General features: G+C 67.1%; 13 protein-coding genes. 7 read left to right on the forward strand and 6 right to left on the reverse strand.

Features of this window, described 5'->3' with window-relative positions; genetic code table 11:
- Nucleotides 1–48: 48 nt before the first annotated feature.
- The 7 genes from rplA (at nucleotide 49) to ACFWYM_RS04675 (ending at nucleotide 12,313) form a co-directional block, all read left to right on the forward strand.
- The gene (rplA, locus tag ACFWYM_RS04645) at nucleotides 49–771 is read left to right on the forward strand and encodes a 50S ribosomal protein L1 (protein ID WP_384829877.1); all 723 of its coding nucleotides are present in this window, start codon (nucleotides 49–51) and stop codon (nucleotides 769–771) included.
- 176 nt (nucleotides 772–947) lie between these two features.
- Nucleotides 948–1,847, forward strand: a complete 900-nt coding sequence (locus ACFWYM_RS04650) for a hypothetical protein (protein WP_384829880.1) — start codon at nucleotides 948–950, stop codon at nucleotides 1,845–1,847.
- 77 nt (nucleotides 1,848–1,924) lie between these two features.
- Nucleotides 1,925–2,914 (forward strand): hypothetical protein, encoded by a 990-nt coding sequence (locus ACFWYM_RS04655; protein ID WP_384829883.1) that lies wholly within the window; start codon nucleotides 1,925–1,927, stop codon nucleotides 2,912–2,914.
- Between the two features lie 312 nt (nucleotides 2,915–3,226).
- The gene (rplJ, locus tag ACFWYM_RS04660) at nucleotides 3,227–3,754 is read left to right on the forward strand and encodes a 50S ribosomal protein L10 (RefSeq protein ID WP_384829886.1); all 528 of its coding nucleotides are present in this window, start codon (nucleotides 3,227–3,229) and stop codon (nucleotides 3,752–3,754) included.
- A gap of 114 nt (nucleotides 3,755–3,868) precedes the next feature.
- Nucleotides 3,869–4,258 (forward strand): 50S ribosomal protein L7/L12, encoded by a 390-nt coding sequence (rplL, locus tag ACFWYM_RS04665; protein WP_384829889.1) that lies wholly within the window; start codon nucleotides 3,869–3,871, stop codon nucleotides 4,256–4,258.
- A 548-nt stretch (nucleotides 4,259–4,806) separates the two neighbouring features.
- Entirely contained in the window at nucleotides 4,807–8,292 is a 3,486-nt protein-coding gene (gene rpoB / locus ACFWYM_RS04670; protein WP_384829892.1) for a DNA-directed RNA polymerase subunit beta, read from the forward strand.
- A 121-nt stretch (nucleotides 8,293–8,413) separates the two neighbouring features.
- Nucleotides 8,414–12,313, forward strand: a complete 3,900-nt coding sequence (locus ACFWYM_RS04675; protein ID WP_384829896.1) for a DNA-directed RNA polymerase subunit beta' — start codon at nucleotides 8,414–8,416, stop codon at nucleotides 12,311–12,313.
- A gap of 72 nt (nucleotides 12,314–12,385) precedes the next feature.
- On the opposite strand, the gene ACFWYM_RS04680 is transcribed toward ACFWYM_RS04675, so the two are convergent.
- The 6 genes from ACFWYM_RS04680 to ACFWYM_RS04705 form a co-directional block, all read right to left on the reverse strand.
- Complete coding sequence (locus ACFWYM_RS04680) at nucleotides 12,386–13,498, reverse strand: M48 family metalloprotease (RefSeq protein WP_384829899.1); 1,113 nt, start codon at nucleotides 13,496–13,498, stop codon at nucleotides 12,386–12,388.
- 43 nt (nucleotides 13,499–13,541) lie between these two features.
- Nucleotides 13,542–14,051, reverse strand: coding sequence for a Pycsar system effector family protein (locus tag ACFWYM_RS04685; RefSeq protein ID WP_384829901.1), 510 nt, complete (start codon nucleotides 14,049–14,051; stop codon nucleotides 13,542–13,544).
- Between the two features lie 59 nt (nucleotides 14,052–14,110).
- Nucleotides 14,111–15,457, reverse strand: a complete 1,347-nt coding sequence (locus ACFWYM_RS04690; RefSeq protein ID WP_384829904.1) for a hypothetical protein — start codon at nucleotides 15,455–15,457, stop codon at nucleotides 14,111–14,113.
- A 53-nt stretch (nucleotides 15,458–15,510) separates the two neighbouring features.
- The gene (locus ACFWYM_RS04695) at nucleotides 15,511–17,748 is read right to left on the reverse strand and encodes a hypothetical protein (RefSeq protein WP_384829907.1); all 2,238 of its coding nucleotides are present in this window, start codon (nucleotides 17,746–17,748) and stop codon (nucleotides 15,511–15,513) included.
- Complete coding sequence (locus ACFWYM_RS04700; protein WP_384829910.1) at nucleotides 17,745–18,533, reverse strand: hypothetical protein; 789 nt, start codon at nucleotides 18,531–18,533, stop codon at nucleotides 17,745–17,747. Before ACFWYM_RS04700 ends, ACFWYM_RS04695 begins: the two co-directional genes overlap by 4 nt.
- Nucleotides 18,534–18,689: 156 nt before the next feature.
- The gene (locus ACFWYM_RS04705) at nucleotides 18,690–19,403 is read right to left on the reverse strand and encodes a Crp/Fnr family transcriptional regulator (RefSeq protein WP_384830152.1); all 714 of its coding nucleotides are present in this window, start codon (nucleotides 19,401–19,403) and stop codon (nucleotides 18,690–18,692) included.
- Between the last annotated feature and the right edge of the window lie 194 nt (nucleotides 19,404–19,597).

The following is a 19,597-nucleotide window of genomic DNA, read 5'->3' on the forward strand; positions in this document are numbered from 1 at the left end:
GGCGCTGGCTCGGACCACGAACTCCATCCCTGAACCTCAGGAGTAGAAGTGAAGCGCAGCAAGTCCCTCCGCGCTGCGGACGCCAAGATCGACCGGGAGAAGCTCTACGCCCCGCTCGAGGCCGTCCGTCTCGCCAAGGAGACCTCCACGACCAAGTTCGACGGCACCGTCGAGGTCGCCTTCCGCCTGGGTGTTGACCCGCGCAAGGCCGACCAGATGGTCCGCGGCACCGTGAACCTCCCGCACGGCACCGGTAAGACCGCCCGGGTCCTGGTCTTCGCGACCGGTGACCGTGCTGCGGCCGCGGAAGCCGCTGGGGCCGACATCGTCGGCGCCGACGAGCTGATCGACGAGGTCGCCAAGGGTCGCCTGGACTTCGACGCCGTCGTCGCCACCCCGGACCTCATGGGCAAGGTCGGCCGCCTCGGCCGCGTGCTCGGTCCGCGTGGTCTGATGCCGAACCCGAAGACCGGCACCGTGACCCCCGACGTCGCCAAGGCTGTCAACGACATCAAGGGCGGCAAGATCGAGTTCCGTGTCGACAAGCACGCGAACCTGCACTTCATCATCGGCAAGGTGTCCTTCGACGACACCAAGCTGGTGGAGAACTACGGCGCGGCCCTGGAGGAGATCCTCCGTCTGAAGCCGTCGGCCGCCAAGGGTCGCTACATCAAGAAGGCCGCCATCACCACCACGATGGGCCCCGGCATTCCGCTCGACTCGAACCGCACCCGCAACCTCCTCACCGAGGAGGACCCGGCCGCCGTCTGAGCACTCTGACGGCAGTCGCGCGTACGCGTAGGTGACGCGCTCCGGCGCGTTCCGTGGACGGGCCCCGCAACCTTTCGAGGTGCGGGGCCCGTCCTTGTTTGTTGAGTTCGCGGGTACGTGATGTCAGAGGGCTGCGTTAGCGTGCAGGCTCTCTGTGGACACAAGGGGTGGGACGAATGAACAGCACGACGACCGTGCGCCGGGCGGGCCTGGCCATCGCGATCGCGGCCGCACTGACGTCCGTGGCGGCCTGTGGCTCCTCGGACGGGGGCTCGGGCAAGGATGAGGGCTCCAAGGGCAAGGGGAGCGTGGCGCTCAGCCCCATAGCCGCCCTGCGTGGCATCGCGAAGACGACGGACAAGGCGGACTCCGCCAAGGTCGAGGGCACGACCCAGATGGGCAGCCAGTCGACGATGGACATGGACGGCGCCATGGCCTGGTCGGACGGCATCACGGGGGACGTCACGGTGACGTTCACCGGTGGCGCCCAGGCCGAGCAGATGAAGGCGCTCGGCCAGCCGAAGATCAACTACCGCTATTTGAAGAACGGCTTCTACGCGAACATGGGCGACAAGTTCGCGGCGCAGGCCGGCGGCGGCAAGCACTGGGTCGAGTACGACTACGACAGCCTCGCCAAGCTGAGCGGTGCCGCGGGTGCGGCCTTCAAGGACCAGATGCAGAACACCACTCCGAACCAGTCGGTGAAGATGCTGCTGGCCTCGGGCGATGTGAAGCGCGTGGGCGAGGAGACGGTCCGCGGCACGAAGGCGACCCACTACTCGGGCACGGTCGACGTGGCGGACTTCACCGGCAAGAGCGCGAACCTGGACGGGCAGCAGAAGTCGGAGCTGAAGAAGCAGTTCGACCAGATGGGCATGAGCACCGAGCAGATCGACATCTGGGTCAACGGCGACGACTTGCTGGTCAAGAAGATCGAGAAGGGCGAGACGAAGAACGGCACGTTCTCCCAGACCGCCTACTACAGCGACTACGGCACCCCGGTCTCCGTGGCGAAGCCCTCGTCCGCCGACACCATGAACTTCAAGGAGCTCATGAACCAGCAGCCCGCGGCATAACCGGAAGATCCACAATCGCACCTCAGGTACGCTCAGGACACGAAATGTGTCGATCATGTGTTCCTAGGGGTGGGGTCATGACTGGTGTTGTCCGTGGAAATCTGGGCCGCAAGCGGGCGGCGGGCGCCGTGCTCGCCACCGCGCTGCTCTGCACCGGAGCGGTGGCCTGTTCCGGCGGCGACTCGTCCGACAAGGGCGCGGGGAAGGCCGGGGAGCCGCAGTCCCGCTCGCAGGTGACGGACGTCATCACCGCCGCGTACAAGAAGACCTCGGCCGCGAAGTCCGCCAAGGTCCGGATGACGATGTCGACCCCCGCCGGGTCGATGGGCAAAGCCATGGGCGGCGCGGGCGAGATGAAGATGACCGGCGTCATGGGCTGGAACCCGTCCGTCATGGACGTGACGATGACGGGTTCCTCCCTCACGGAGGGCAATCCGGACGCACCGGAGAAGATCCGGATGCTCTGGAGCGACAACGTGATGTACGCGGACATGGGCGCGGCCGGGGCCAAGAAGATGGACGGCAAGCGCTGGATGAAGATGGACATGAAGTCCATCGCCGAGGAGGCCGGCGACCCGAAGCTCACGAAGATGCTGACCGGCGGCCTCGACAACATGAACCAGAGCCCGGCGCAGCAGCTCGCGATGCTCCTGGGGTCGCCCAACCTGAAGCACCTCGGCTCCGCCACGGTCGACGGCGTGCAGACGCAGCGCTACAAGGGCCGCCTCACCGTCAAGGAGATGATGTCGACCAACAAGGCATTGGACGACGTCCTCACCAAGCAAGAGCGCGAGCAGCTCTTCAAGAACATCGACAAGTCGGGCATCAAGGGCTACGACACCGAGGTCTGGGTCAACGAGGACGACTACCCGGTCCGCATGGACATCGGCATCAAGTCGCCCGAGGGCACGGTGAAGACCTCGCAGACGTACTCGGACTACGGCGCCGCCGCCAAGGTGACACCGCCGCCCGCCAAGGACACCTTCGACCTGTTCAAGACCCTCAAGGAAGGGTTCGAGAAGGGCGGAGCGGGTGCCGGAGGGTCCGCCGGTCTGGGCGGTATCTGAGCGATTTGCTTGACGCGGACCCGTTCGCGTACTCTTCCACAGAAGCCAAAGACCGCTGGTCGTTGCTGTGTGCTCTCGCGAGTGCGCGGCGGCCGAAGGATCCGCTGAACTGCGGACGACCCGCGCAGGTGACTGTGGAAGAGATCCCGGATGCATGCTGTCCGGTTGAGCTCACGCCCCGTGCGCCTGCGCCGGGGCGTTTCGTTTTGCTGCAGAGCCCCTTCTTCACGTGCCTGATTCAGGCGGTCCGGCGACGTGCGGCTGATCGGAAGGTCAGTCGAGGATCATCACCCCGGAAGGAGGCCGAGGCTCATGGCGACGTCCGACAAGGTCGCTGCTGTCGAGGAGATCACGCAGAAGCTGCGCAACTCCAACGCTGCTGTTGTGACTTCTTACACCGGACTGACCGTGGCGCAGCTCAAGGAGCTTCGCCGTTCTCTCGGCGAGAACGCTCAGTACCGTGTGGTGAAGAACACGCTGACCAAGATCGCGGCCGACGAGGCCGGGATCCCGCTGGACGAGCACCTCAAGGGCTCGACGGCTGTCGCTTTCGTGACCGGTGACCCGGTCACGGCGGCGAAGGGTCTTCGTGACTTCGCCAAGGACAACCCCGCTCTCGTCATCAAGGGCGGTGTCCTTGATGGCAAGGCGCTGTCCGCCGACGAGATCAAGAAGCTTGCGGACCTCGAGTCCCGCGAGGTTCTGCTCAGCAAGCTGGCGGGTGCCATGAAGGGCAAGCAGTCCCAGGCTGCCTCTGTCTTCCAGGCGCTCCCGTCGAAGCTCGTCCGCACCGTGGACGCGCTTCGCGCCAAGCAGGCCGAGCAGGGCGGTGCCGAGTAATTCGGCTCGCGTCATGATCTGCGCCGCGTAGGGCGCGGGTCACAGCGGGCCTGAATGTACGCCCGCCTCACATGTAACTCCGGCACCAGCCGAATTAGTGGAAGGACCGCCATCATGGCGAAGCTCAGCCAGGACGACCTGCTCGCGCAGTTCGAGGAGATGACCCTCATCGAGCTCTCCGAGTTCGTGAAGGCATTCGAGGAGAAGTTCGACGTCACCGCCGCCGCCGCTGCGCCGGTCGTCGTTGCCGGTGGTGCCGCTGCCGGTGGCGACGCCGCCGCCGCCGAGGAGCAGGACGAGTTCGACGTCATCCTCACGGGTGCCGGCGACAAGAAGATCCAGGTCATCAAGGTCGTGCGTGAGCTGACCTCCCTGGGCCTGAAGGAGGCCAAGGACCTCGTCGACGGCACCCCGAAGCCGGTCCTCGAGAAGGTCGCCAAGGACGCCGCGGAGAAGGCCGCCGAGGCCCTCAAGGGCGCCGGCGCCTCCGTCGAGGTCAAGTGACCTCGCGAGTCGTCTGACTCTTCTGAGTGCCGCCTGAGGCGCTCACCAAGGGCGATCACCCATCTGGGTGGTCGCCCTTTGGCGTTCCCGTGACGGCTGCCTTGCACTGTCCGTCCCGGCGAGTATGGTGATCTTCGTTGTGCCACGAAACGGCCCCTGGCGGTGACGATGTCGGAGCCCTGTCTGGGCAGGGGGGCCTTGACGAACCGCACGCAGCGCGCAATTCTCAGGACGCGTCGTCACAACGATCCGCATCCGAGGCATGGATCGGCGGCGAAGAGGGCAGTATCGATGTGCGCTGAGGACGTGGCTTGCCGCAGGTGTTGAGAACAACGAGGGTCTCCCAAAACCCGCACTGGACATCAGTGGGCCTACTGGCTACACTGACCCTTTGCGCTGCCTGTTAGCTGCCTCCTGCCCGTCACCAGGGGCATGCCCATGCTTGAGCACCGTGGATTGAAACTGCCCTGACCTGGGCTTTTCTGTCTCTGTGTCCAGCTGGGACCGGTACGCGCGTAGTGAGTCCGAGCCCTCGGAAGGACCCCCTCTTGGCCGCCTCGCGCACTGCCTCGACCGCGAATACGAACAACGGCGCAAGCACCGCCCCGCTGCGCATCTCCTTTGCAAAGATCAAGGAGCCCCTCGAGGTTCCGAACCTTCTTGCGCTGCAAACCGAGAGCTTCGACTGGCTGCTCGGAAACGACGCGTGGAAGGCTCGTGTCGAGGCGGCTCTCGAAAGCGGACAGAACGTCCCCACCAAGTCCGGCCTCGAGGAGATCTTCGAGGAGATCTCCCCGATCGAGGACTTCTCCGGGTCGATGTCCCTGACGTTCCGCGATCACCGCTTCGAGCCCCCGAAGAACTCGATCGACGAGTGCAAGGAGCGCGACTTCACGTTCGCCGCCCCGCTCTTCGTCACCGCTGAGTTCACCAACAACGAGACCGGCGAGATCAAGTCCCAGACGGTCTTCATGGGCGACTTCCCGCTCATGACGAACAAGGGCACCTTCGTCATCAACGGCACCGAGCGTGTCGTGGTGTCGCAGCTGGTCCGTTCGCCCGGTGTCTACTTCGACTCCTCGATCGACAAGACGTCCGACAAGGACATCTTCTCCGCCAAGATCATCCCGTCCCGGGGTGCCTGGCTGGAGATGGAGATCGACAAGCGCGACATGGTCGGTGTGCGCATCGACCGCAAGCGCAAGCAGTCCGTCACCGTTCTCCTGAAGGCTCTCGGCTGGACGACCGAGCAGATCCTCGAGGAGTTCGGCGAGTACGAGTCCATGCGCGCCACCCTGGAGAAGGACCACACCCAGGGTCAGGACGACGCGCTGCTCGACATCTACCGCAAGCTGCGTCCGGGCGAGCCCCCCACGCGCGAGGCCGCGCAGACGCTGCTTGAGAACCTTTACTTCAACCCGAAGCGCTACGACCTGGCGAAGGTCGGCCGCTACAAGGTGAACAAGAAGCTCGGCGCGGACGAGCCGCTGGACGCCGGCGTGCTCACCACCGACGACGTCATCGCCACCATCAAGTACCTGGTGAAGCTGCACGCCGGTGAGACCGAGACGGTCGGCGAGTCCGGTCGCTCGATCATCGTCGAGACGGACGACATCGACCACTTCGGCAACCGTCGTATCCGTAACGTCGGCGAGCTGATCCAGAACCAGGTCCGTACGGGTCTCGCCCGTATGGAGCGCGTCGTGCGCGAGCGCATGACCACCCAGGACGTCGAGGCGATCACGCCGCAGACCCTGATCAACATCCGGCCGGTCGTCGCCTCCATCAAGGAGTTCTTCGGCACCAGCCAGCTGTCCCAGTTCATGGACCAGAACAACCCGCTGTCGGGGCTGACGCACAAGCGTCGTCTGAACGCCCTCGGCCCGGGTGGTCTCTCCCGTGAGCGGGCCGGCTTCGAGGTCCGAGACGTGCACCCGTCTCACTACGGCCGCATGTGCCCGATCGAGACGCCCGAAGGCCCGAACATCGGTCTGATCGGTTCGCTCGCCTCGTACGGCCGCATCAACGCGTTCGGCTTCATCGAGACGCCGTACCGCAAGGTCGTCGACGGTGTCGTCGGTGACGAGGTCGACTACCTCACGGCCGACGAGGAAGACCGCTTCGTCATCGCGCAGGCCAACGCGCCGCTGACCGACGAGCTCCGGTTCGCCGAGGCCCGCGTCCTGGTCCGCCGCCGTGGCGGCGAGGTCGACTACGTGCCCGGCACGGACGTCGACTACATGGACGTCTCGCCGCGCCAGATGGTGTCGGTCGCGACCGCCATGATCCCGTTCCTCGAGCACGACGACGCCAACCGTGCCCTCATGGGCGCGAACATGATGCGTCAGGCCGTGCCGCTGATTAAGTCCGAGGCGCCGCTCGTCGGCACCGGCATGGAGTACCGCTGCGCGGTCGACGCCGGTGACGTGCTGAAGGCCGAGAAGGACGGTGTGGTCCAGGAGGTCTCCGCGGACTACATCACCACCGCCAACGACGACGGCACGTACACCACGTACCGCCTGTCGAAGTTCTCCCGCTCCAACCAGGGCACCTCTGTGAACCAGAAGGTCGTCGTGGACGAGGGCGCGCGGGTCATCGCCGGTCAGGTCCTGGCCGACGGTCCCGCGACCGAGGACGGCGAGATGGCCCTCGGCAAGAACCTGCTCGTGGCGTTCATGCCGTGGGAGGGTCACAACTACGAGGACGCCATCATCCTCAGCCAGCGTCTGGTGCAGGACGACGTCCTCTCCTCGATCCACATCGAGGAGCACGAGGTCGACGCCCGTGACACCAAGCTCGGCCCCGAGGAGATCACCCGGGACATCCCGAACGTCTCCGAAGAGGTCCTCGCCGACCTCGACGAGCGCGGCATCATCCGTATCGGCGCCGAGGTCATCGCCGGCGACATCCTCGTCGGCAAGGTCACGCCCAAGGGTGAGACCGAGCTGACCCCGGAGGAGCGTCTGCTCCGCGCGATCTTCGGTGAGAAGGCGCGCGAGGTCCGCGACACCTCCCTGAAGGTGCCGCACGGCGAGACCGGCAAGGTCATCGGCGTCCGCGTCTTCGACCGTGAAGAGGGCGACGAGCTGCCGCCGGGCGTGAACCAGCTGGTTCGTGTCTACGTGGCGCAGAAGCGCAAGATCACGGACGGTGACAAGCTCGCCGGCCGTCACGGCAACAAGGGTGTTATCTCCAAGATCCTGCCCATCGAGGACATGCCGTTCCTCGAGGACGGGACGCCGGTCGACATCATCCTGAACCCGCTGGGTGTGCCGTCCCGAATGAACCCGGGACAGGTCCTGGAGATCCACCTCGGCTGGCTCGCCAGCCAGGGCTGGGACGTCTCCTCGCTCGGTGACGACTGGGCGCAGCGCCTGCAGGCCATCGAGGCCGACCAGGTCGCCCCGCGCACCAACGTCGCGACGCCCGTCTTCGACGGCGCCCGCGAGGACGAGCTGGCCGGTCTCCTCGAGCACACCATCCCGAACCGCGACGGTGACCGCATGGTCCTCCCGTCCGGCAAGGCGCGGCTGTTCGACGGCCGTTCCGGTGAGCCGTTCCCGGACCCGATCTCGGTCGGGTACATGTACATCCTCAAGCTGCACCACCTGGTCGACGACAAGCTGCACGCTCGCTCGACCGGTCCGTACTCGATGATCACCCAGCAGCCGCTGGGTGGTAAGGCTCAGTTCGGTGGCCAGCGCTTCGGTGAGATGGAGGTGTGGGCGCTGGAGGCTTATGGCGCCGCGTACGCCCTCCAGGAGCTGCTGACGATCAAGTCCGACGACGTGACCGGCCGCGTGAAGGTCTACGAGGCCATCGTCAAGGGCGAGAACATCCCCGAGCCCGGCATTCCCGAGTCCTTCAAGGTGCTCATCAAGGAAATGCAGTCCTTGTGCCTCAATGTGGAGGTGCTGTCCTCGGACGGCATGTCCATCGAGATGCGCGACACCGACGAGGACGTCTTCCGCGCCGCGGAAGAGCTCGGCATCGACCTGTCCCGGCGCGAGCCGAGCAGCGTCGAAGAGGTCTGACGGGTCTGGCCGGGTTCTCATGGACGTACGGAAGTGCAGTACGGAGATGAGAACCCGGCCCCACCCCGGACCCCCTCAGACCATGATTGAGACACGACCCCGAAAGAGGGATTGACGACAAGTGCTCGACGTCAACTTCTTCGACGAGCTGCGGATCGGCCTCGCGACCGCGGACGACATCCGACAGTGGTCCCACGGTGAGGTCAAGAAGCCGGAGACCATCAACTACCGCACCCTGAAGCCCGAAAAGGACGGACTCTTCTGCGAGAAGATCTTCGGTCCGACCCGGGACTGGGAGTGCTACTGCGGCAAGTACAAGCGTGTCCGCTTCAAGGGCATCATCTGCGAGCGCTGCGGCGTCGAGGTCACTCGCGCCAAGGTGCGTCGTGAGCGGATGGGCCACATTGAGCTGGCCGCGCCTGTCACGCACATCTGGTATTTCAAGGGCGTTCCGTCGCGCCTTGGCTACCTGCTCGACCTCGCCCCGAAGGACCTCGAGAAGGTCATCTACTTCGCGGCGTACATGATCACGTTCGTGGACGAGGAGCGCCGCACGCGCGACCTGCCCTCCCTGGAGGCGCACGTCTCCGTGGAGCGTCAGCAGGTCGAGAACCGCCGCGACGCCGACCTCGAGGCCCGCGCCAAGAAGCTCGAGACCGACCTGGCCGAGCTCGAGGCCGAGGGTGCCAAGGCCGATGTGCGCCGCAAGGTGCGCGAGGGCGCCGAGCGCGAGATGAAGCAGCTGCGTGACCGCGCCCAGCGCGAGATCGACCGTCTCGACGAGGTGTGGAACCGCTTCAAGAACCTCAAGGTCCAGGACCTCGAGGGCGACGAGCTGCTCTACCGTGAGCTGCGCGACCGCTTCGGCACCTACTTCGACGGCTCCATGGGTGCAGCTGCCCTGCAGAAGCGCCTGGAGACCTTCGACCTCGACGAGGAGGCCGAGCGCCTCCGCGAGATCATCCGTACCGGCAAGGGCCAGAAGAAGACCCGTGCGCTCAAGCGCCTCAAGGTCGTCTCCGCGTTCCTGCAGACCAGCAACAGCCCCAAGGGCATGGTGCTCGACTGCGTGCCGGTCATCCCGCCGGACCTGCGTCCGATGGTGCAGCTGGACGGTGGCCGCTTCGCGACCTCCGACCTGAACGACCTGTACCGCCGCGTGATCAACCGGAACAACCGCCTGAAGCGGCTTCTCGACCTCGGTGCGCCCGAGATCATCGTGAACAACGAGAAGCGCATGCTCCAGGAGGCGGTCGACGCCCTCTTCGACAACGGCCGTCGTGGTCGCCCGGTGACGGGCCCCGGCAACCGTCCGCTGAAGTCCCTCAGCGACATGCTGAAGGGTAAGCAGGGTCGATTCCGTCAGAACCTGCTCGGTAAGCGTGTGGACTACTCCGCGCGTTCCGTGATCGTCGTCGGTCCGCAGCTGAAGCTGCACCAGTGTGGTCTGCCGAAGGCCATGGCGCTGGAGCTCTTCAAGCCGTTCGTGATGAAGCGCCTGGTCGATCTGAACCACGCGCAGAACATCAAGAGCGCCAAGCGGATGGTCGAGCGCGGCCGCACGGTCGTGTACGACGTCCTCGAAGAGGTCATCGCCGAGCACCCGGTTCTCCTGAACCGTGCGCCGACGCTGCACCGCCTCGGCATCCAGGCCTTCGAGCCGCAGCTGGTCGAGGGCAAGGCCATTCAGATCCACCCGCTCGTCTGCACCGCGTTCAACGCGGACTTCGACGGTGACCAGATGGCCGTTCACCTGCCGCTCTCCGCGGAGGCGCAGGCCGAGGCCCGCATCCTGATGCTGTCCTCGAACAACATCCTCAAGCCCGCTGACGGTCGCCCCGTCACCATGCCTACGCAGGACATGGTGCTCGGCCTCTTCTTCCTCACCACGGACGAAGAGGAGCGCGAGGTCAAGGGCGAGGGCCGTTCGTTCGGTTCCACGGCCGAGGCGATCATGGCGTTCGACGCCAAGGAGCTCTCGCTGCAGGCGAAGGTCGACATCCGCTTCCCGGTGGGCACCATCCCGCCGCGCGGCTGGACCCCGCCGGCCGTCGAGGAGGGCGAGCAGGAGTACCAGCAGGGCGACAGCTTCCGGCTGCGTACGACCCTGGGCCGCGCGCTCTTCAACGAGCTGCTGCCCGAGGACTACCCGTTCGTCGACTACTCGGTCGGCAAGAAGCAGCTCTCCGAGATCGTCAACGACCTCGCCGAGCGCTACCCCAAGGTCATCGTGGCGGCGACGCTCGACAACCTGAAGGCGGCGGGCTTCTACTGGGCGACCCGTTCCGGTGTCACCGTGGCCATCTCCGACGTCGTCGTTCCCGAGGCGAAGAAGGAAATCGTCGCGGGCTACGAGGCGCAGGACGAGAAGGTCCAGAAGCAGTACGAGCGCGGTCTGATCACCAAGGAAGAGCGCACGCAGGAGCTCATCGCGATCTGGACCAAGGCGACCAACGAGGTCGCCGAGGCGATGAACGCGAACTTCCCCAAGACCAACCCCATCTTCATGATGGTTGACTCGGGTGCCCGAGGAAACATGATGCAGATGCGGCAGATCGCCGGTATGCGTGGTCTGGTGTCGAACGCGAAGAACGAGACCATCCCGCGTCCGATCAAGGCGTCCTTCCGCGAGGGCCTCTCCGTGCTGGAGTACTTCATCTCCACGCACGGTGCCCGTAAGGGTCTTGCGGACACCGCCCTTCGTACCGCCGACTCCGGTTACCTCACCCGTCGTCTGGTCGACGTCTCGCAGGACGTCATCATTCGCGAGGAGGACTGTGGCACCGAGCGCGGTCTGAAGCTGAAGATCGCGGTCCGCGGCGAGGACGGCGTCCTGCGCAAGACGGACGACGTCGAGACGTCCGTGTACGCCCGCATGCTGGCCGAGGACGTCGTCGTCGACGGCAAGGTCATCGCCCCGGCCAACGTCGACCTCGGTGACGTGCTCATCGACGCCCTGGTCGCCAACGGCGTCGAGGAGGTCAAGACCCGCTCGGTCCTGACCTGTGAGTCGGCGGTCGGCACCTGTGCCTTCTGCTACGGCCGTTCGCTCGCCACCGGCAAGCTGGTCGACATCGGTGAGGCGGTCGGCATCATCGCCGCCCAGTCCATCGGTGAGCCCGGTACCCAGCTGACGATGCGTACCTTCCACACCGGTGGTGTGGCCGGTGACGACATCACCCAGGGTCTGCCCCGTGTCGTCGAGCTCTTCGAGGCTCGTACGCCGAAGGGTGTCGCCCCGATCTCCGAGGCCGCGGGCCGTGTCCGCATCGAGGAGACCGAGAAGACCAAGAAGATCGTCATCACCCCGGACGACGGCAGCGACGAGACGGCGTTCCCGATCTCGAAGCGCGCCCGTCTGCTCGTGGGCGAGGGCGACCACGTCGAGGTGGGCCAGAAGCTCACCGTGGGTGCCACCAACCCGCACGACGTGCTGCGGATCCTCGGTCAGCGCGCGGTCCAGGTCCACCTGGTCGGCGAGGTCCAGAAGGTCTACAACTCGCAGGGTGTGTCGATCCACGACAAGCACATCGAGATCATCATCCGGCAGATGCTGCGCCGCGTGACGATCATCGAGTCCGGCGACGCGGAGCTGCTGCCGGGCGAGCTCGTCGAGCGCTCGAAGTTCGAGACCGAGAACCGTCGGGTCGTGACGGAAGGCGGCCACCCGGCCTCCGGCCGTCCGCAGCTGATGGGTATCACCAAGGCTTCGCTGGCGACGGAATCCTGGCTGTCGGCCGCCTCCTTCCAGGAGACGACCCGAGTTCTGACGGACGCGGCGATCAACGCCAAGTCCGACAGCCTCATCGGCCTCAAGGAGAACGTCATCATCGGTAAGCTCATCCCGGCCGGTACGGGCCTGTCCCGCTACCGCAACATCCGGGTCGAGCCGACCGAGGAAGCCAAGGCCGCGATGTACTCGGCCGTCGGCTACGACGACATCGACTACTCCCCGTTCGGCACGGGCTCCGGCCAGGCCGTTCCGCTGGAGGACTACGACTACGGGCCGTACAACCAGTAAGCGAGTCGCTTGAGTTGAACTGAAGGGCGGCCACTCCGTTTCGTACGGGGTGGCCGCCCTTCGGCATTGCTCCTACCTACCTGGCCCCAGGTAGGGGCGGAGGCGATGTATCCGGGTCGCGTAGTCGGGGTGCGTGGTGAGCAGCCGGGCCAGGAGCCCCGGTTCGGCGGGATTCTTCCCGGCAGCGGCCATTGCCCGCCGCTTGGTTTCGGTCTCGGCCGCATGCATGGACTGCAGCACCTGCGCGAGCATGGGGGCGAAACCGAGTGCGGCGGCGTGCTGGTCCGCGCGCAGTTCGGACCTTCGTCCCATGGCGGCGATCAGATACGGGATGGCGAGGAGAACGAGCGGCAGCCCGTACAGAAGCGTGATCGTGGCCAGCGTGAAGACGCTGATCACGAGCACCAGGATCGCCGTCGCCAGCCAAGAGAAGTGGCTGGTGAACACCACGGCAAAGACGACGATCAGCCGGATCAGACGCCAGGCTGCCCGGCCTGGCAGCGCGTACCAGTAGCCCAGCAGTGAGGCCCAGACATGGCCGCCCGTGTGGTGTCCCAGTTCATGGGCGAGTACGGCGGCGAGCTGGGAGCTCGGCAGACGGTCCAGGGCGAAGCGGGTGACACCGACGATGTGCCCGGCGGCGGCATACGCGTTGAGGTCATCGCTGTCCTCGATCCACAGCTCGTACGCTCGACCGTCGACGCCCGCGCGTGCGGTCACCTCGCGCCACACCGGTTCGAGACGTGCGTACTCCTCGGGCATGGGACGCTGCAGCCGCAGGAAATAGCGGGCGAAGAAGTCCTCGGTGGGGCGATGGAAGAACAGGGCCCCGGACGCCAGCCAGAGCAGTGGCGGGAGCCAGAGCGGAATCCCTGCCCAGGCGTTCAGGATGCCGGATATCAGGAGGAGCACCAGCAGGCTCATCAGCATGCCGGGGAGGTGCAGGATCAGCTGGCCGAATGCCGTGGCATCGACCCCGCGCTGATGGGCGGAGAAATGGAGCCGCCCGCTTCGGTGCTGGTAGTCGAGGTCGTCGGGGGCCGCCGACCGGGACGTGTCGGTCTCCGAGGGTGGTGGGAGCGGCTCGGGTGTCGGCGGGGGCGGTGTGTCTCCCGGAGCGGGTGATGGTTGCTGCCTCTCGCCGTCAGGGGGTTCGGGTTGCCAGGGATCGGTGGGTCGGGGCATGGTCAGCCTCCGGAGATGAGGACGTCAGCTGATGAGCGGGACGTCAGCCGATGAGCAGGGAGCCGGGGAGCAGCACTACGGCGGCGGCGAAGGCGATCAGACCCACCCGTATCCACTGGTGCTTGAGCAGGGCGATACGGCTGGTCTCGGTCAGGGCCGCGATCACGCCGGCCGCCGGAATGCGTTCGGTTTCGATCAGCGCTTCTGTCAAGTGGCCGCTGCGCGCGGCCTGTTGGATGTCACCGAAGTACGACAAGGGGGCGCCCGGCGCCCACCTGCCGGTGCCGTAGCGCGGCAGTACCGCCATGAGCAGCGCGAGCAGGGTCAGGGCGAGCGCGAGGATTCCGGCCCACCACGCCGAACCACCGGGGGCGGAGAGGGCGGCCGGGGTCCACTCGTTCCTGGCCAGCAGCCCGCTGAAGACACCCGCCGCCACGCCGAGGGCCGCGACGAGGACGCCCGCCTTGGCGTCCGCGCGGGCGATCTCGGTACGCAGGTCGGTGAGCAGGCGCTCGGCCGTCCTGGTGCCGGGTGCGGGTGCAGGGGCCGCCAAGCCGGGGCGATTCGAGGCGGGGGACGGCTCGGGTGGGGGCGCTTGCGTGTCCACGCTGGTCACGGGGCGAGATCCTCTTGGCCGTCACGGTCGGGCTGTGGTTCCTGCGATGGCGGTGTGGTCGGTGAGCTGCCGTAGCCGGGGGGTGGTTGCCAGCCGGGGAAGGCGCCGGTCTGCTCCGCGGGGGCCGGTTCCTGTCTCGTTGTCCGCTTGTTCAACTCTTCGCTGGGTTCCGCTGGTTGAGGGGTGCTCTCGGGCGGGTCCGCCTTGGTGAGCCGCACCTCCGGCGGGGACGGCGTTGCCGGAGGGGGAGAGGTCGACTGGCTGCGAGGTATTCCCGGAAGGCGTTGGTTGAAGAGTTCGTACATGGCATTCAGGGCACGCCGTTTGGGTGCTTCCCGCTCGTAATCCTCGAGGTTGTCGCCGCTCAGTAGCTCCCTTGCCAGTTCCATCTGGGCTTGGGCCAGCTGGAGTTGGGCCTCGCTCATGCTGCTGACGACGAGCTGTGAGTCCGCTGGATTCGCCGCGAGATGCATCGCCCAGGCCACCACGCCCCCTTCCTCCAGATACTTCTGGTAGAACGCGATCTTCTCGGCCTCGAGCTGCCGGAGCTCCGCCTCGTGCCGCGCCCCCAGCCGGTCCTGCTCGTGCTGCCACTTCTGTCGCTGCAGGGAGAGTTCGTGGTCGAGCCGTCCATACTCCATGGCCCGCTCTGCCTGGAGCTCGTCCTGCTTGCGGGTGCGCCGGTCGAGCTCGACGTCATACGCCATACCGAGCTGCTCAGCGCGTATCTGCTCGGCGGAGGTGTGGTCGATGGACTGGAGCCGTCGCTGGTGGTCGATGTCCTGCTGATCGCGGCGGAGCCGCAGGGTCCAGGTCACCTTCAGGCCGACGGCCGCGCCGGGCGGCGCCTGTCCGGCCAGCGCGCGCAGCAGGCGCTCCTCGGCGCTCGCGCTGTCGTGGATGGCGAACTGGCGCGTGACGGACCGGGCCGACTGCTGCAGTTCGCCGAGGAGCAGGACGGGTACGTCCCGGTGACCGCTCTGCACGAAGGCGGCGGGATCGACGACCTGCCAAGTCAGGTCGACCGAGGCAGTGAACTCGAAGGCGTCGTTGTCGCTGGGCAGGGGGATCTCCGCCCGGTGCGGATGGACGCCCATGTCCACCTCGTACACCGCGGTGTAGTGCTTCGCGGCGACTTCTCCGCGGCTCGGGCGTAGGGGCGGCAGATAGGCGTCGTATCCGCCTTTGGAGGTCGAGAAGACCAGGGCGTAGTCGATACGGGTCAGCGACTTGCGCGCGAATCCGAACCGAGAGAGCTGCCGCACGGTGATGACGGGATCGATCAGCGAGGTGTCCCGGCCGGCCGGTTGCTGCCAGTCCGGCGGACGGCGGAAGTCACCCATGGCGCTTGCCTCCTTGAGAAGTTCGTACGTGCGATGTGTGCGGTCCGCGAGGCTCAGCGGTGGACCGGGAGGACAGTCAGCAGGCGGTCCGCGACGGGCGGCGGGGGCGCGCCGTCCTCGCCGCGCATGGTGCGCAGGAGATGGCTCAGGCGCTGGTGCTCGGCCACGGTGGTGACCAGTGCGGGGAGCAGGGCGGCCAGTGCCCATTCGGTCGGGGGGTCCTGGTCGGCGATGCGGACCCACGCACTCAGCTCCTCCAGCGCATCCCTTGTGTGGTGGCGGTTGTCGAGCGCCGAGCGCCAGAGCCGCACGAGCTCGCCCGCCGCGCGGCCGCCGTCCGCGGCCGAGGTGGCATACCAGCGGAGGATCAGCGGCTGTCCGTGCCGCTCGCCCTCCGCTCTGCGCCCGCACGCGCTGAGGAAGCCGCTCAGGGCGAGGTCGTGCACGGGTCGGTCGTCGTCGAGCATCCGGATCAGCTCGGTGAGGACGTGGTCACCGGCGGGGGAGAGCAGCAGCAACTCCACGGACTGAGCCAGCTGCTCCACCATGAGCTCGTCGATGTCGTTCTCGTCGCCGTCCTCTTCGGCCTGCTGGTACTGGGTGCGGATGGCGCTGCGGAGCGCGGCGAGAGTCTGCTCCGGTCGTTCCGTGCCGATCAGGCCGTACGTGCGGATGGCCGCCCAGCGCATGCCCTCGTCCTCGCTCGCGCACCACGAGTCGAGGATGCTCGGGATGTTGGGCGCGTCGAGAAGGTGCGCGAGCGTCAGCGAGTTGGCCGCGACGAGGCGGTGGCGGAACAGATGGGATGCGGCCCACGGCTCGATGACCAGCGCCATGGTGGAGGGCAGATCCGTGTACGCGAGGACGGCGACGGTCGACGCCGCGCGGGTGCGGACCAGGGGCCTGCCGTCATCGGCAAGCCGTCGCAGCCAGTGCACCAGGGCGGGCCTGGCCGAAGGGTGCCCCGTCCATACCTCGCGCAGCAGGACCAGCGAGACCCGGTCGTCGCGGAAGCGGGCCTTGGACTGCGTGACCGGCCCCCACTCCGTGTTCTCGTCCTCCAGATACGGCTCGGCGCGGGCGAGCTGCAGGCGTTTGCCGATGTGGGTGCCGAACACCGGGACCCGCGGACGAAGAGCGGAGTTCTCGGTCTCCTGCAGGAAGGCGTAGAGCAGGTCGCTCAGCTCGGCCGTGAGCGCGTAGGGGCCCCCGTCGAAGGCGGCCAGAGCGACGAGGAACGCCTTGTCCCGCAGCGGGACCAGCTCCTCGTCCTCCTCGAACCACTCCTGGACCTGGCTTTCCAGGGTGAACAGCGAGAAATCCCTGACGGCCGCTTCGGTCACCTCTCCCTCCGCGTACCGCTTGAGGAGCCTCGCGAAGGCCGCGACTTCGCGCAGCTGGTGGTCGCGGCCGAGGAAGTCCGTGACCGCGGGGAGGACCAGCAGTCGGTGCGCTGTCACTTCGTCAGTCAGCTCGCGCAGGTGTGTCGCCAGTACGTCGCCGGGGCTCGGCGGCTTCCATTCGATGGCGGAGATGTCTTCTAGCGCGGCCGCCGGGCCGACTGTGATGACCAAGTAGGCGTCGTCCTTGGCCAGTTGACCGCGGGCAGCGAGGAGGTGGGGTTCCCTGAGTGGCTGGTCGCGGCGGGTGGTCAGGTCGCACAGGACGTACCCCTTGGCCGGGTGCTGGTCGTCGCTGAGCTGCTGGACGAGCTGTGCCGGGGTGGTGTCGCGGACGAGGGTGCGGACCGGGGAGACAGCCAGGCGGTGGAGCAGCATCAGTGCGGCGGTGCGTCGGCCGGTGAAGTGAGGGCCGGAGAGCACGATGACGCGTTCCGTGCGGAGCCGCGCGAGCAAGCCCTCGAAGACACTCTCGTCGGTGACGAAGCAAGGGGCGAGGCGGTCCAGCGTCGCCTGCGGCACTTCGCCCGAGCCGTGTTTCGCGGCGGAGACCCCGAAGTGGTAGATCTCCGTCTTGCTGCCCATGATGACGTCTCCGGCGACCCGGCCGCCGCTCACACCGTGCTGGTCACCGGTGACCAGGCTGCCGCCGAACCGGGCGTTGTCGCCGACGCCCATCGCCTTCGGGCTGTGGTCCACCAGGTCCCTGCGGGCGGACCAGGCGTCCTGCGGGTGGTCCCGCTCCTCGTCCTTGCTCTCGGCGCCCTCGGCGTCCGAAGCCTCGGGACCGGACTGTTGTGGGGCGTCGCTTTCTTTTTCCTTGTCGCCGCGCTGCCGCGGCCCGCCGCCCGCCGCCGCTCCCGGCCGGGCTGCCGGCTCGCCCGCGCTCATTGCCGCTCACCCCGCCCGCGGATGGTGCCTCCGCCTCCCAGGTGTACGTCCCCGTGGACGGTGCCGCCGCTCACACCGTGCTGAGGGCCGTTCACGAAGCTGCCGCCGAAGGAGGGGGAACCGCCGAGGAAAGTGACGGCACCGGACTCTTTGGCCGACGTCGGCCGAGGGCTCTCTGCCGGGCCGCTTGTGTCCTCTGGAGCCGTGGCGCCCGTCGGCGCGGGCCCGTGCAGCCACGCGCGCAGGGGTCCGTTCTTGCTGGCCACCGTGATGGCGTGGAAGTCGGTCTTGGGGACGCCCGGATAGTCGTGCTGGACGATTCCGCTGTGCACGCTCTCCGACACGCAGAGGGCGAAGTCGTCCGAGCGCTCTCGTAGCGCCGCACGCAGCGGCTCACCGTCGAGCAGTCGGCAGGCGTGGTTGAGGGCGGACCCCACCCAGCCGTCGAGCTTGTCGATCGTGACGTATCCCGTGGCGAGCACGGCGCGGAGCCTGATCTGAGCGGACGCCGACGCCATCCGGTTCACCGCGCGCAGCTGCACTGGTACTTCGGTCAGCAGGGCGCGCAGCAGCGCGATCACCGAGGCACTGGCGTCGATCAGCTCCATGACCGAGTCGCCACGGTCGGCGCGCAGACGCAGCGTCTCGTCGATTCCGGCGCTCTCCAGGGTGCGGTCGGTGATGCCGTAGAGCATGCGCCGCAGATATGCCTGCTCGACGTCGTCTCGGTCGCTGTACCTCTCGATATCGAGGAGGAGGATCGTCCGGCTCACGGGGTCGGTCATGTTCACCTCTCAGTAAGGGAGTTGTGCTGTGCAGCAGCTTGGCGACGAAGGATCCGTGGTCGTGAGGGCGGATGACGCACTCGAACTGTGACCGCGTACACAGAACCGCTCCGCGGGCGGAGCGCGGCAGAAGGCCGGAGGCCCGTGGGCGGGAGGTCAGGGGCCCGGGCGCTCGGCGCGGGCGATGCGGCGCAGGACGTCCGGGCGGACGATCAGCAGCGCACGTCGTCCGGTGACCACCACCTCGCGCGTGCGCAGCTCCTTGAGGAGGCGCTGCACCATCTCCCGGGACGCACCGACGGACCCGGCCAGCTCCTGCTTGCTCAGGGGTACGGAGAGTTCGATGCCCTCGTCGGTACGACGTCCATGGGTGCGGGCCAGGTCGAGCAGCAGGACGGCGAACCGCTCCCGCACGCTCATCGATGCGAACTCCAGGCGGCGCCGGTCTGCGGCGCGCGTGCGGTCGGACATGAGCCCGAGCAGGGCGAACGAAACGGTGGGGGAGTCGGCGAGGAATGCGATGAGGTGCTCGCGCTCCACCGCCACGGCGCGCACGTCCTCCAGAGCCGTCACCGTCGCCGAACGCGGCCGCCCCGTCAGGGCGGCGGACTCACCGATGATGTCGCCGGGGCCGCGCAGCGCGAGGAGGGCTTCGTATCCATTGGGAGCGGCCGAGGTCACCTTGGACCAGCCCTGCACGATGAAGAGGACGTGCGACGACGGTTCGCGCTCATGGAGCAGAACGACGCGAGGCGCGAAGGTCAGTGTGTGCCCGAGCGCCAGCAGTGCCGACCGGTCCACGCTCTCCAGCCGCGCCAGGAAGGGAACCTGGTCGTCCAGGCCCCCTCCTGGTAAGTACGCCCCCGGCATGTGGCCGCCCTCCCGGATTGTCACTCAGCGGACCGGTCAAGGTACTGAAAGTCCGTATGTCATGGACCCTGAAAATGCGGGCACGGAGCGGCGAGCGGAGACACTAGGGGGCGCTTCGGAGCACAGGGAGGGCGCCTGACGATGGATCGGGGCGACAAGTCCGGCGTGTCGGGGCCCATCGCATTTGTTTTGAC

Origin of the sequence: Streptomyces sp. NPDC059009, assembly GCF_042740175.1 — a bacterium.
Lineage (GTDB): Bacteria > Actinomycetota > Actinomycetes > Streptomycetales > Streptomycetaceae > Streptomyces.